Source organism: Kordia sp., assembly GCF_050633145.1.
In the GTDB taxonomy this organism is placed as follows: domain Bacteria; phylum Bacteroidota; class Bacteroidia; order Flavobacteriales; family Flavobacteriaceae; genus Kordia.
This window is the reverse complement of sequence record NZ_JBOEFY010000001.1, coordinates 56,578-69,943: the sequence shown is the minus strand read 5'-3', so window position 1 is coordinate 69,943 and position 13,366 is coordinate 56,578. Positions and strand designations below refer to the sequence as shown.

14 protein-coding genes are annotated in these 13,366 nt (G+C 32.6%); 4 read left to right on the top strand and 10 right to left on the bottom strand.

The window, feature by feature from the left end; genetic code table 11:
• The 9 genes from ACRBBL_RS00390 to ACRBBL_RS00350 all read right to left on the bottom strand — a co-directional run.
• Positions 1-292, bottom strand: a 292-nt coding sequence (locus ACRBBL_RS00390; RefSeq protein WP_431367058.1) for a hypothetical protein, incomplete at its 3' end; no start/stop codon positions are given.
• Positions 293-360: 68 nt separating this feature from the next.
• Complete coding sequence (locus tag ACRBBL_RS00385) at positions 361-837, bottom strand: helix-turn-helix transcriptional regulator (protein WP_431367057.1); 477 nt, start codon at positions 835-837, stop codon at positions 361-363.
• Between the two features lie 98 nt (positions 838-935).
• Positions 936-2,486 (bottom strand): tetratricopeptide repeat protein, encoded by a 1,551-nt coding sequence (locus ACRBBL_RS00380; protein ID WP_431367056.1) that lies wholly within the window; start codon positions 2,484-2,486, stop codon positions 936-938.
• A gap of 275 nt (positions 2,487-2,761) precedes the next feature.
• Positions 2,762-3,880, bottom strand: a complete 1,119-nt coding sequence (gene dnaN / locus ACRBBL_RS00375) for a DNA polymerase III subunit beta (protein ID WP_431367055.1) — start codon at positions 3,878-3,880, stop codon at positions 2,762-2,764.
• 152 nt (positions 3,881-4,032) lie between these two features.
• Positions 4,033-5,688, bottom strand: a complete 1,656-nt coding sequence (gene gldG / locus ACRBBL_RS00370) for a gliding motility-associated ABC transporter substrate-binding protein GldG (protein ID WP_431367054.1) — start codon at positions 5,686-5,688, stop codon at positions 4,033-4,035.
• Between the two features lie 2 nt (positions 5,689-5,690).
• Positions 5,691-6,416, bottom strand: coding sequence for a gliding motility-associated ABC transporter permease subunit GldF (gldF, locus tag ACRBBL_RS00365; protein WP_431367053.1), 726 nt, complete (start codon positions 6,414-6,416; stop codon positions 5,691-5,693).
• Positions 6,417-7,232: a class I SAM-dependent methyltransferase gene (locus ACRBBL_RS00360; protein ID WP_431367052.1), complete on the bottom strand. Its 816-nt coding sequence runs from the start codon at positions 7,230-7,232 to the stop codon at positions 6,417-6,419.
• A 68-nt stretch (positions 7,233-7,300) separates the two neighbouring features.
• Positions 7,301-7,597 carry a putative quinol monooxygenase gene (locus ACRBBL_RS00355; RefSeq protein ID WP_405298988.1) on the bottom strand — a complete coding sequence of 99 codons (297 nt, stop codon included), beginning with the start codon at positions 7,595-7,597 and terminating at the stop codon, positions 7,301-7,303.
• A 3-nt stretch (positions 7,598-7,600) separates the two neighbouring features.
• Positions 7,601-8,431, bottom strand: coding sequence for an SAM hydrolase/SAM-dependent halogenase family protein (locus ACRBBL_RS00350; protein ID WP_431367051.1), 831 nt, complete (start codon positions 8,429-8,431; stop codon positions 7,601-7,603).
• Between the two features lie 108 nt (positions 8,432-8,539).
• Between ACRBBL_RS00350 and ACRBBL_RS00345 the strand changes: the two genes are divergently transcribed.
• The 4 genes from ACRBBL_RS00345 (at position 8,540) to ACRBBL_RS00330 (ending at position 13,034) form a co-directional block, all read left to right on the top strand.
• Entirely contained in the window at positions 8,540-9,493 is a 954-nt protein-coding gene (locus ACRBBL_RS00345; RefSeq protein WP_431367050.1) for a PhoH family protein, read from the top strand.
• A gap of 227 nt (positions 9,494-9,720) precedes the next feature.
• Positions 9,721-10,671: a phosphoribosylaminoimidazolesuccinocarboxamide synthase gene (locus ACRBBL_RS00340; RefSeq protein ID WP_431367049.1), complete on the top strand. Its 951-nt coding sequence runs from the start codon at positions 9,721-9,723 to the stop codon at positions 10,669-10,671.
• Positions 10,672-11,104: 433 nt separating this feature from the next.
• The gene (locus ACRBBL_RS00335) at positions 11,105-12,757 is read left to right on the top strand and encodes a helix-turn-helix domain-containing protein (RefSeq protein ID WP_431367048.1); all 1,653 of its coding nucleotides are present in this window, start codon (positions 11,105-11,107) and stop codon (positions 12,755-12,757) included.
• 94 nt (positions 12,758-12,851) lie between these two features.
• Positions 12,852-13,034: a hypothetical protein gene (locus ACRBBL_RS00330; protein WP_431367047.1), complete on the top strand. Its 183-nt coding sequence runs from the start codon at positions 12,852-12,854 to the stop codon at positions 13,032-13,034.
• Positions 13,035-13,127: 93 nt separating this feature from the next.
• Here the strand turns inward: ACRBBL_RS00330 and ACRBBL_RS00325 are convergent, their stop codons facing one another.
• Positions 13,128-13,337, bottom strand: coding sequence for a hypothetical protein (locus ACRBBL_RS00325; RefSeq protein WP_431367046.1), 210 nt, complete (start codon positions 13,335-13,337; stop codon positions 13,128-13,130).
• Between the last annotated feature and the right edge of the window lie 29 nt (positions 13,338-13,366).

Below are 13,366 nucleotides of genomic sequence, written 5' to 3'. Positions count from 1 at the left end.
TTCCTTTTCTTCGTTCTACAGCGCCTAAAACTCTGTAGGCTACTGCCAATTGATGATTGGAGGAATACGCTTCGTTTTCTATAAAATCAATGGCTTTTCGCAGGTAATCTTCGGCACTATAATTATCACGTCCAAATTGATATTTTCCTAAGTCTAGTAATGTTTCTACTTTTATAGAATCTGATGTAGTACTATGTAGTTTTTCTTGTAATCGTACTAATGTAGTATCTATTTCTTGAGAAGTAGCTGTAAAAGAAACATACAGCATAAAAACAAATAAGACTTTTTTCATAGCCTAAAATTACTTATTTCGATGGATTATAGAACACCATTTTTAGTATTTCTTAGTCAAAAATTTATTTACTCTAAAAAGTTAATAATATCGATAGTTTTATCAATGGATAACTTTTTTCGAAGTCTGTATTGCGTTTTTAATACACTATCATTTGAAACACCAATCATATTGGCAATCTCTTTAGTTTCTAGCCCTAATTTCTTTAAAACTAAAAATCGTACTTCAGATTTAGTAAAATGGAAATCAGATGTTTTTAAGAGAGTTAAAAAATTGGGATGGAGTAACTCAAATTTATCTTTAAAAAGACTCCAATTATCATCAATAAGAATTTTTAATTTTAAGATTTCCTGCTTTAGTTTTATGCGTTCTTCTGCACTTGTAGTACTCTTTAAATTATTGAAAGCCTTCGTAATTTGTTCTTTTTCTCTTAATAAGATTTTGTTTTCTAATTCAAGCAGTCGTTTTTTATACTTTAGAAATAAAACAATACTAACACCTAGTATCAATGAAATTATAAAAAGGATATAATATATGTTTTTCATGCGGTAGCGTTTATACTACAACACTACGAAAAACAGTGCGTATCTTTAAGAATGATCACTAGACAAAAACTGGACAATTATCAGTAAGTGATTGACTTTTAGGTAGATTGCTCTAAAAAGTGGATTACGTCAATATTTTTATCGAGCGATAGTTTTTTTCGAAGTCTATATTGTGTTTTTAATACACTATCGTTTGAAACTCCTGTCATATTCGCAATTTCTTTGGTTTCTAAGTCTAATTTTTTGAGAATGAGCAATCGGGTTTCAGATTTTGTAAATTGAAAATTACTGTCTTTTAAAAGATTTAGAAAACTAGGGTAGAGCAGTTCAAATTTTTCTTTAAAGTGCAACCAATCGTCATCCGTAAGAATTTTAAGTTTTAGTATTTCTTGCTTTGCTTTGATACGTTCTTCAGCATTTGTACTATTTTGTAATTGATTGAAGGCTTTGGTAATTCGTTCTTTTTCTTGTAATAAAGCTTTATTTTCTAATTGGAGTAGGCGTTTTTTATATTTAAAATCTCTTTTGACTAAAAATGCAATAATGGCACTTAGTATTAGTGTGATTATAAAAAGAACAAGGTATATCTTTTTCTTAGCAGATTCGTTATCGGCCAATAATTGTACTTCTCTTTTTTCTTGTTGGAATTTAAACTTTAATTCTAATTCCTGAATCTTCTTTGTATTATCTATATTATATAATGAATCGGAATAGCTTTTGTATTTTCGGTGTGAAAAATAAGCCGATTTATAATTTTCTAATTTATACCATAGTCTACTTTTCTTGCCATAAGCAAATGCAATTCTGTCTTTGAACCCTTCTTTTTTAGAAAGTTTTAAAGCAGAATCTATATATTTTCCTGCAATTCTATATTCTTTCTCTTTATAGTAAATATCTGATGCCTTTATGTAATTCGTCACCAAGTTTAACTTCTCATTGTTCTTTTTTGCAATCGCAATATTACTTTGATTCAGTTGTAGAGCTTCGTCAACTTTATTCATTTTTAGATAAAGTCGTACTAAAAAATTATTGACTTGTTGTAAGCCTTTACTATCAGTAATGTTTACAAATATATCTTTACATTTTTTATAATAAATCTCGGCAGAATCAAGCTTTTCTAGTGCTCTATAATTACTTCCTTTCATGAGTAATACCAGCGCAATTCCTTCTTTATTATTGATTGCTGTATTGAGTTTTAAAGCTTTGTTATAATTAGAAAACGATGCCGTAAAATCTTTTTGAAACTTATGAACGGTTCCTATATTATGATACACATCGGCTATGTTTGCCGTATCTTTTTCTTTTTCAAAAAAGACCAATGCATTTAGGTAATGTTTGATGGCTTCTGCATGTTCACTTTTTCTGCGTTTTAATACACCTAATTGAATTTGAATTAAAGCTTTATAATGATCTGTAATAGCTCCTTTGTTTTTTTGAGATAAATTAAAGGCTTCCGTAATGATATATTCAGCTCTGCTAAAATTATGATCCAACTCATATTCGCCGAGCGTAAGCATCGCTTTTATTTTTTCAGTGTCGGAAGTTGTATTTGTTAATTTTTCTTCCAGTTGCACCAATGTGCTGTCTATTTCTTGCGAAAAAGAGATAGTGGTAAAAAGTGAGACTAAAAATATACAGCAGTATTTCATAGGCTGCAAACTTACAAATAATGTGAATAACGTTTTGTACTATGACATAGTATCGCTTCTAAAATAACACGAAAATCTGTTAAAACTTAGTGACAAAAGTGACAAATGTTTTCTATAACTTATAAAATTACCATGAAAGTAGTTGTGTTTTTAATCTTCATACAAAAGAGAAATCCGTTACACAATTTGCATAACGGATTTTATATATTTTAATTAAGAAATGAGTTTACACTAACGCCCAAAGGCTAATAGCTAAAAGCGAAGCGACCCAGCATCTAATTGTTCAACATCACTGGCATTACCAACATCGTAATGTGTTCGCCTTCTTCCAAACCATCAATTGGTGTAAGGATTCCAGCTCTGTTTGGTAAAGACATTTCTAAGGAAACATCGTCCGAACCTAAGTTGTTAATCATTTCAGTTAAGAAACGTGAATTGAAGCCAATTTGCATGTCGTCACCTTGGTAATCACATGTTAAACGCTCTTCGGCTTTGTTTGAGTAATCGATATCTTCGGCAGAAATATTCAATTCTGCACCAGCAATTTTCAAACGAATTTGATGTGTTGTTTTGTTTGAAAAGATACTCACACGACGCACAGAGTTTAAAAACTGATTTCTGTTAATCTCTAATTTATTTGGGTTCTCTTTTGGAATTACCGCTTCGTAGTTAGGATATTTTCCATCAATCAAACGACAAACCAATACTGTATTATCAAACGTAAACTTTGCATTGCTATCGTTATACTCAATCAATACTTCATCTTCGCTTCCGCCTAAAATTCCTTTCAAAAGGTTCAACGGTTTCTTTGGCATGATAAATTCTGCTACTTGCGAAGCGCTTAAGTCTGTACGTTGGTATTTTACCAATTTGTGTGCATCAGTTGCAACAAACGTTAAATTTTCTGGTGAAAACTGGAAAAATACACCACTCATTACAGGACGTAAATCATCGTTTCCAGAAGCAAATATTGTTTTGCTAATTGCAGTTGCCAATACATGTCCGTCAATAGTTGTTGAACTTGGCTCTTTCAATTCTACAGAAGCAGGAAACTCGTCTCCATCTGCATACGCTAATGCATATTTACCGTGATTAGAGCTAATTTCAACCGTATTATTATCTTCCACAACAAACGTTAATGGTTGCTCTGGAAATGTTTTTAAAGTATCTAATAATAACTTTGCAGGAACTGCAATATTTCCCGTACTGTCTGATTCTACCGTTAAAACTGACGACATCGTAGTTTCTAAATCGGAAGCAGATACTTTCAATTCATTTTCGTTCAATTGAAAAAGGAAATTGTCTAAAATAGGTAAAGTGTTACTATTATTAATCACGCCTCCTAAAACTTGAAGTTGCTTTAATAAATATGTACTTGATACAATAAATTTCATGTGTTTGTGTTCTATTTAATGTTCAAAAATAATTCTTCCCAGTCAAATTACATAGCTTTTAAGCGCTAAATTCATGCGAAAAGAATCACATTGTTATATTCCTACAAATATATCTTAAATGTCGTTGTAAAGAAAGGAAACTTATTAACAAACTACTTCGCAAATTTACGCTTGCGTATATATGTAAAAATAAAGCCGAAAATTGCGAGCAGGGCAAGAGGAAAGCCAATGTTTATCCATTGCCAGTATGCTTTTTCATCAATTACTTTCTCACTATCTAGGAATGCTAATTTTAATTCTTTGGAACGAATGTTTATAAGTCCGTTGTTGTCTAAGAGGTAATTTACCGAATTTAACAGGAATTCTTTGTTCCCATATTGACGTTTTGTAATGATATCGTAACCCAACTCTTGAGGTTGTCCGCGCGAAACTTGATTTTTAACAACATCGCCATCGGCAATTACTAACATTTTTGATTCACCTTGATTTTTAGCGTCTGTTAATTCAAATGGTTTGATCCGATTTTTATACATGGATTCAAACGTACCTTCCAATAAAACGGCTAAATTTTGATTGCCTTTTCCTTGATAAGTATCAGGTGTTGGTTCGTTTTCTATGATATTAAGTGAAACTTCTTTTGGAATACCTTCCAATTTTGATAGCGGAGAACTTTTAAGTAACACTGTTTTTTTAGGCCCTTTTTTTAAAAGATCAATTTGATTGGCAAACTCAAAGCGTACTAAGTTGGTATTGTCTGTTATTGGGTGCTTTTCAGTAGCTTGTGCTAATGGATTGTAACGCCATTGTACAGGTAAATACTGCGCATTGTTTCCTTCTCCAAATTCCATTCCGATAGCTGCACATTGAATATCATTTACTAACTTAGGATTGACGCGGATTCCGTAGTTAAAAAAGAAATCTTGTAAACCTAAATCCCTTGGGAATGCTAATGTTTTTCCTTTTTGACGGATACTATCCAATTCTGCTTGTGCTGTTTCTACCAACCATAACGACTTTCCACCGCGCATGGTATATTGATCTAAAATGTATTTATCTTGATCTGAAAATTTCTTTGTTGGTTTGGGAACGACCACTAAGTCAAAACGTTCTAAATTCTTTAATGTTCTTTCAGGATCATCTGAAAAGGCTGTCATGTCAAAAGCAGCCAAGTTATAATATTCTACAAGTGCTTTCTGAAAACCGTAAATATAAATATCATCTAATTCTCCATGACCTCTTAAAATAGCGACTCTTTGCCTTTCTATGATGGTTAATTTACTAAATGCATCTGCAAATGCATATTCTAAATGCTGAACCGAACTTGCTATTTTTTCTTCATCAGAATTTGCTAAATTGTTTTTGTAAAGAGAAACCTTGACAGTTTTATTTTCGTATTGTACAATTGCCCATGGATATGCGACTTCTCGTGATACTTTATTGGCAGCTTCTTCTGTAATGTATCTAGGTTGCATTTCATTTTTTGTCAAAAACTCAATCGCATTATCTTTGATCGGATCAACAAAAGCATACTCTATATGATCATTGTATGCTGAAAACTCTTCCAATAATTGCACAGTTTCGTCTGCCAAACGTTTGTATTCTGTTGGTAAATCACCTTTTAAAAAAACGGTAATTGTTACAGGAGATTTTATAGTTGTAACGGTGTTTTTAGCAGCTTCAGATAAGGTGTAGCGTTTGTCTTGTGTTAAGTCAAAACGTGTAAATACGCTACTTGCAATGGCGTTTAGAATGATTAATCCGATAAGGACCAAACCTATTTTAACGCTTATATGGAGTTCTTTTTTCAAGCTTATCGTTTTTTTAGTTGTACTACAGTTAAGAATAAAAAGAAAATGGTGACACTTACAAAGTAAATAACATCTCTTGTATCAATGACACCGCGCGCAATGCTATCAAAGTGGCGTTTCATTCCAAATTTTTCAATCGTAGGATTCAGGTCTCCGAAAACATCCGCATTCGCGATTCCTTCAAAGCCAAAATACATCACAAAACAGATAAAAACGGCTGCGATAAACGCTACAATTTGATTTTGCGAAAGCGTCGATGTAAATACACCAATACTTGTGTAGGCAGCAATTAAGAATAGTAATCCGAAGTAAGAGCCAAGCGTACTACCAACATCCAAATTCCCTTCAGGATTTCCTAGACTCCAAACTGTATAGACGTATAAAAGTGTCGGAATTAGCGCAAGTAAGATCAATACAAACGATCCAAAGTATTTTCCAAGTACAATTTGCCAACCAGAAATTGGTTTTGTCAATAATAATTCAAGCGTTCCCAAACGTTTTTCTTCCGAAAAGCTACGCATAGTAATGGCAGGAATTAAAAAGATAAGAATCCAAGGTGCTAAGGTGAAAAATGGTGTTAAGTCTGCGAATCCGTAATTAAAAACATTGAATTCACTTTTAAAAAACCATAAAAATAATCCGTTGAGAATTAAAAATAAGGCAATCACCAAATATCCTATAGAGGAGGAAAAAAAGGAATTGATTTCTTTTCTGAGTATGGCTAACATTTAGTTCTTTTTTAATACAATTATATCTTGATATGATAAGGTGTTTTCAGTTCTTCCTGACCATTCGCCTGGAAAATAGTTGGCAATTTCAAAGCCTTTAGCTTCAAATTGTGCAAAAATATAGTCTTTGTCAAAAGCAACATTGGCTTCTTTTACTTTTTCGTCCATCAAAGCATAATTGCCACGATCTACTTTAAAGTTCATTTTGCTTGATGTCATGTGTTTGCGAGACGTTTCATCCAAAATAAAGAAGGTTGTCAAACATATTTTTTCCGTGTCTAACACACGATTAATTTCTGCTAAATAATGCAATACATCTTCAGGCATCATGTGTGTAAACACAGATGTTAAGAAGGCAAAATCGAAACTTGAAGCTTCATACGGAAACGTAAAATCTTTGGCTTCTTCATTCGTATTTAAATTGTATAAATCATTTTTTAGCGGCGTATGCGTAAAGACAAAGTTTGGATATTTACTCGTAATATGTTCCGTACACCAATCGACACCTTGAGCTACCACATCAAAACCTTTGTAGCTTCCTTCTTCATTTAAAAACGTTGTAAACGGAATTGCCATACGACCAATTCCTGAACCTATATCCAAAATTCGACTGTTTGGTTGAATGTGTCCGTAGTCTTTAAAATAGGCAAAGAAAAGTTTCCCTATTTCTATATAATTTCCAGGACCTGTGTATACATATCCTTTAGGAGGTTCGAGTTCGTGGCGTTTTCTAAAAAGATCAATAGGCGCATATACTACTTTTCTCAGTAGTAATCGTTGTTTGGGCGATAAGCTGTAATATAATGATCTTAACATGTATTGCTTACTATGTTTTTTAGAATCTATGAATGTAACGTTTGGTTCTTAGTTCTAGTATTTTTAATTTAGGATAAACTCACTAATTTATCAACACTCCACGCATATGGTTTGTCGTTAAACATGGCTTTGGTTTGCTTCCACACATTTTTAAATAATTCAGAATTTCGATACGCTTCCAAATTATCTACGTGTTTCCAATGACTATACGTAAAGAAAATTTCAGGATTGTTTTTATCCTGATACAACTCTAAAAACTCACATCCTTCACGATCTTTGATTGACTGTTTTTTTTCTTCAAACATCGCCAAAAAATCAGGAATGTATTTTGAGTGAAAACTCATCTTTACTATGCGTACAAACATAAACTATATAAAATTAATCGTTATAGTATCTCTAAATCGCAAGCCGAAAAGGGTAGAAGCACTTCCAACCGTTTGCGGATTACTTTTGTAAATGGCCAACTCTATAAAGTTTGCCGAATTAAATAGTGCTAGCTTTTTACCATCTTCTTCACGTTTGTGTCTTTCTAAATTAAAATTAATAGCATCGCTATAGCACTCGTGAATGGTTTTAAACTTGTAATTACGTGCCGAAATCTCAAAATTCCGTCCTTTTCCAACATCTTTAAAGAGTTTTCGAGTAATATTGGTCACTACATTTCCGTAATTGTCAATATAAATTACATTTCCAATAATTTGCGAATCATCGTTATTTACAACAGGTTTGATGCCTGTTAAATATTTAATTTCTTGAATCGTTTTTCCAATAACTTCTAGTGTTCCACCGCGTGCAATATGACAAGCAACTTGAACAAATACGTCCAATACAGGGAAATTTGTTTCAATACGATCGTGAATATTTATTTCTACAATCTTTTCAGGAACAATCTCAGAAGCAATTAAACTCATGATTCCGTTATCGGCACAAACGAAAAAATGACCATCTAATTTGAGTGCAATATGTTTATTTTCGGGATTCAACTCAGAATCAATTCCGATAATATGAATACTGCCTTTTGGAAAGCTATTAAACGCATTTTGTATGATATACGAAGCTTCCGTAATGCTAAACGGATTTACGCTGTGCGAGATATCAACAATGCGAACATCGGGTAGTTCACTATAAATAGCTCCTTTAACTGCGCCCACAAAATGGTCTTTCTCCCCAAAATCAGTTGTCAGTGTTATAATTGCCATTGGCGAATTGTTGATATTTTTTTAAATTTAATCTATTAAAAAATGGTAAGTTTGCTTTGCAAATCTAAAAAAACAAAACGGAAATCTAATCTTTAATACGAGTCGCTTTTGAATGAAATTATTTTTGAACTTTCTGAGATCAGTCCTAGAGAGTTTTTTGGTCAACAAAATACCAACATAGAATCGCTAAAAAAATACTTCCCAAAACTTAAAATTGTAGCGAGAGGAAATAAGATAAAAGCATACGGAGATGAAGCTCTACTAGAAGAGTTTGATAAGCGATTAACCATGCTTATGGAGCATTTTAGTAAGTACAACAAAATTGACGAAAATGTCATTGAACGTGTATTGACAAGTGAAAGTTCTAAAGATTATGATACTTCTGCTTCTAGTGGCGAAACTTTAGTGCATGGTCATAATGGTAAATTAATCAAAGCTATTACTGCCAATCAACGCAAGTTGGTCGATAAGATGAATAAGAATGATATGGTTTTTGCTATTGGTCCAGCCGGAACAGGAAAAACATATACAGGAGTCGCTTTAGCAGTGAGAGCTTTAAAGAATAAAGAAGTAAGACGTATTATTTTAACGCGTCCTGCGGTAGAGGCTGGCGAAAGTTTAGGTTTTTTACCTGGTGATTTAAAAGAAAAGTTAGATCCGTATATGCAACCATTGTACGATGCGTTACGTGATATGATTCCGCCAGAAAAATTAGCCAAATATATTGAAGATGGAACCATTCAAATTGCGCCAATGGCGTTTATGCGTGGACGAACGCTAGATAATGCTTTTGTAATTTTGGATGAAGCTCAAAATACAACACATGCGCAAATGAAAATGTTTTTGACGCGTATGGGGAAAAATGCAAAGTTTATGCTGACAGGTGATCCTGGACAAATAGATTTACCAAGACGTGTTACTTCTGGTTTAAAAGAAGCCTTATTGGTATTAAAAGACATCAAAGGAATTGGAATTATATATTTAGACGATAAAGATGTCGTGCGTCACCGATTGGTAAAGAAAGTAATTGAAGCGTATAAGAGTATTGAGCATCAGAACTGATATTAGTATTGAGATGTTAGTATTTAGTATTGAGAAGTTTCAAATAAAATAGCTAAACATCACTTCGAGTGATTTTTTGTAATAAAATGAAAAAAAATAGTATCGAGAAGTACTATGATTTTAAAATGAAGCATTTGTTACTAAAGTAAACAAATCAACAAAACCCAAAAAGCAAAGCGACCAAAACCTAACAACCAACAACACACAACAAACAACTACATAAAACAATGAGTAACACAATTACGGAAACGAATTTTAACTTTCCGAATCAAACTGCAAAGTACACAGGGAAAGTACGCGAAGTATATACAATTAACGATGATCTTTTGGTAATGATTGCATCCGATCGTTTGTCTGCTTTTGATGTAGTAATGCCGAAAGGAATTCCGTTTAAAGGACAAATCCTGAATCAGATTGCGACAAAAATGATGAAAGCTACTGAGCATTTGGTGCCAAATTGGTTGATTGCAACACCAGATCCAAATGTTGCTATTGGTCATAATTGCGAACCTTTTAAAGTAGAAATGGTGATTCGTGGCTATATGTCTGGTCATGCTGCACGTGAATACAAAGCAGGAAAACGCATGTTATGTGGCGTTGCAATGCCAGAAGGAATGGTAGAAAACGATAAATTTCCTTCACCAATTATTACACCTGCAACCAAAGCAGAAATGGGCGAACATGACGAAGATATTTCTCGTGAAGATATTTTAGCTAAAGGAATTGTTTCTGAAGAAGATTATATTCAGCTGGAAAATTATACTCGTTTATTATTTGAAGAAGGAACAAAAATTGCTAAAGAACGCGGTTTGATTCTGGTTGATACCAAATACGAATTCGGAAAAACGAAAGATGGTAAAATCGTTTTGATTGACGAAATCCATACACCAGATTCTTCTCGTTATTTCTATGCAGATACGTATGAGGAATTGCAAGCAAAGCAAGAACCTCAGAAGCAATTATCGAAAGAATTTGTGCGTCAATGGTTAATCAGCAATGATTTTCAAGGTTTAGAAGGGCAAAAAGTTCCTTTTATGAGTGATGAATATATTGACTCTGTTTCCGATCGTTATATTGAATTATACGAAAACATTACAGGCGATACGTTTGAAAAAGCAGATGTTTCCAATATTTTAGATAGAATAGAGGAGAACGTGGTTTCTTTTTTAACAAAATAAAATTCTTGGTTGTTAATTTTTAGTTGCTAGTTATTGGTTAGCCAGTAATTCAAAGTGTATTCATATTGCAATTACAAATCATTACAACTCAAAGTACATTAAACCAAAACAATAAAAAAAGCGATATTTAAGATGTATTTAAATATCGTTTTTTTATTAAATTATATTAATAATAGTTGAATTGATCTTTGTTAGTTCTAACAGCTTGATCCCTGATAACTCTATCTACACGTTATAATGTATTCTGAGTCTCTTAAACCAAGTTAAAGTACTTATAAAGAGCCTGTTTTAGCTTCAAATTAGATGTCTGTTAAGAATGTTTTTTTAGGTTTTTGAAAAAAGTAAACAGAATGCTTTGTCATTTTTTTTAAAAAAGTATATTTTCCCAAGGATATAAATGATCGTTATGAACCGTTTTTTTCAATATTGTCTTGTGTTTTTTTTAATATACGCTTGTGCGGATTCTACTTCGCAATCTGGCACGAATGCTGATATTGAAAAAATATTGAATGAAGCAGAGCAAACCGTATTAAAGTATCAAGGAATTGAAACAGATACGATGATGCAGCTTCGTATGGAATATTATCACAAGGCAACTACTTTTAATGATTCTGTACATACCTATAGAGCCCATTTTTATTTAGGTGAATTTTACCAAAGTAGAGGTATTTACAAAGATGCCATGTCAGAATATGATAAAGCCTTGCAACATATAGCTAAAGATGCTGACAGCGCACGGTATGTGCAAACAAAAATAGCTATAGCAACCACCGAAATTGAACTTGGAAACAAATACAAAGCGGGAGAAATATTGTTAGACGTGTATGATGTAGCACAGCGAAACGATCGTACCATGCAATTGATCAATATAAATGGTAATATGGGAATTTTGAGTTTGGAATTGAACAATTTTCAAGAAGCCAAGCAAAGTTTTAAAGAAGCCATTACTACAATAGAAACGAAGGATTTAATTGCGAAAGATTCTATCAATTATGTGGAAGATTACATCAACTATCACATGTTTTTAGCAAAAGCATATCAAGCTGAAAAAATGCTCGATTCTGCAATGTCATACATTGATAAAGGAATTATTATTGCCAATTATTATAAGGATATTGAAGGAAAAGCATACTTATTTGAATTAAAAGGTAAAAACCGAACTGCACAAAGAATTTTTCCTGAAGCGTACACAAATTTAACAGCATCTAAAGAAATTTTTACAGAGTTAGGGAATGAAAAGCAAGTTTCTAAAATCATGTATTTGTTGGCAGATTATCACTTTCAAAACGGAGAAGCTACGCAAGCATTGAATTTACTAAGTGATTTAGAAGTACGAAATACTAAAAATTTGCTATTAGAAACCGATTATTATGACGCTTTAGTGTTGCAAGCAAACATATACAAAAGCACTAAACAATTTGAGAAAGAATCTAGCTATAGACAAAAGTCCGCAGAAATACAGAAAGAAATTTTAGCAAACGAAAACAAAGCAACGGTGTTTCAAACTGCTACGCAATACGAAATTGAAAAAATTAAAAACAAGTTTGAAACACAACATCAAAAAGATGAAAAACGTTTCTACATTTTCCTAAGTATTGCAATTACTGTGATTAGTGTGTTTGGATTGTTGCTTTATAGACAATTCAACAAGAAAACTATAGATACAACAATAGAAAAATCTACGGAAGTAATTGCTCCTAAAAAAGAAAAAGCACCATCACAAACGTCGATAAAAAGTGATAAAACAGTTGATGAAATTCTTCTTAAATTAAAAAACTTAGAAGCGCAAGAATTCTACTTAAACCCAAAGTATAATTTATATGCAACCGCCAAAAAAATAGAAACCAATACAACGTATTTGTCAACGATTTTGAATACGCATAAAAAGATGACATTTACAGAGTATTTGAACAATCTTCGCATTCAATATACGCTCACTCGATTAGAGGAAGATAAGAAATTTCGTATGTACACTATTAAAGCAATAGCCAAAGAAGTCGGTTATAAAAGTCACGGTTCATTTTCACGAGCATTTAAAGCTAAAACTGGTGAAAACCCGTCTACTTACCTAAAAAAGATCCGATAAAAAAGTCTGTTCAATTTATAAAATGGCAATACTTTATATGATATTCATAACAGGTAGTTGCGTATCTTGAATAAAACTAATAAATATACTTACAATGAAAGCGAAGCGAAAACTATTAGCACTTACTAAAATAAATGTAGCCAAAATAAATTCTTTTAGAATTGTTGCAAAAGGAGGCGCAACAGGAATGGATTGTGTAGCCGATGAATCGCGCACACCAAAAGGAGGTGCAACACAATCTACTTCATACAATATTCACTGTGAAACAGGAACATGATATCATGCATATTGCATATTTTATTCTAAAGGCTTCTTGCAACCAAACAAGAAGCCTTTTTTAATGATTATAGTAACCTAATAACTACTAAAATTAAGATGTTTGCGCATCATCACAAGTGTATACTTGCAAACAACCAATTGAAAACTGGCAATAAAAAGGTCCTGTTACGCGTCCAGCACAATCGCATCCGCATTTCGATAAATCATATCCTCCAGGTCCTGGACTTATTCCACCATTGATTTGGCTTTGTGTTGTTTTTGAAATTTTTGTTGCTCCTTTAATGTTTAAAATGTTTTTCATGATAAAAATATTTAGTTAGTTTTTACTTT

What these genes read in the sequence shown, in the direction of transcription:
- ACRBBL_RS00385 (WP_431367057.1), bottom strand. Translation starts at nt 837, where the DNA reads ATGAAAAACATATATTATATCCTTTTTATAATTTCATTGATACTAGGT.
- ACRBBL_RS00380 (WP_431367056.1), bottom strand. Translation starts at nt 2,486, where the DNA reads ATGAAATACTGCTGTATATTTTTAGTCTCACTTTTTACCACTATCTCT.
- dnaN (WP_431367055.1), bottom strand. Translation starts at nt 3,880, where the DNA reads ATGAAATTTATTGTATCAAGTACATATTTATTAAAGCAACTTCAAGTT.
- gldF (WP_431367053.1), bottom strand. Translation starts at nt 6,416, where the DNA reads ATGTTAGCCATACTCAGAAAAGAAATCAATTCCTTTTTTTCCTCCTCT.
- ACRBBL_RS00360 (WP_431367052.1), bottom strand. Translation starts at nt 7,232, where the DNA reads ATGTTAAGATCATTATATTACAGCTTATCGCCCAAACAACGATTACTA.
- ACRBBL_RS00355 (WP_405298988.1), bottom strand. Translation starts at nt 7,597, where the DNA reads ATGTTTGTACGCATAGTAAAGATGAGTTTTCACTCAAAATACATTCCT.
- ACRBBL_RS00350 (WP_431367051.1), bottom strand. Translation starts at nt 8,431, where the DNA reads ATGGCAATTATAACACTGACAACTGATTTTGGGGAGAAAGACCATTTT.
- ACRBBL_RS00340 (WP_431367049.1), top strand. Translation starts at nt 9,721, where the DNA reads ATGAGTAACACAATTACGGAAACGAATTTTAACTTTCCGAATCAAACT.
- ACRBBL_RS00330 (WP_431367047.1), top strand. Translation starts at nt 12,852, where the DNA reads ATGAAAGCGAAGCGAAAACTATTAGCACTTACTAAAATAAATGTAGCC.
- ACRBBL_RS00325 (WP_431367046.1), bottom strand. Translation starts at nt 13,337, where the DNA reads ATGAAAAACATTTTAAACATTAAAGGAGCAACAAAAATTTCAAAAACA.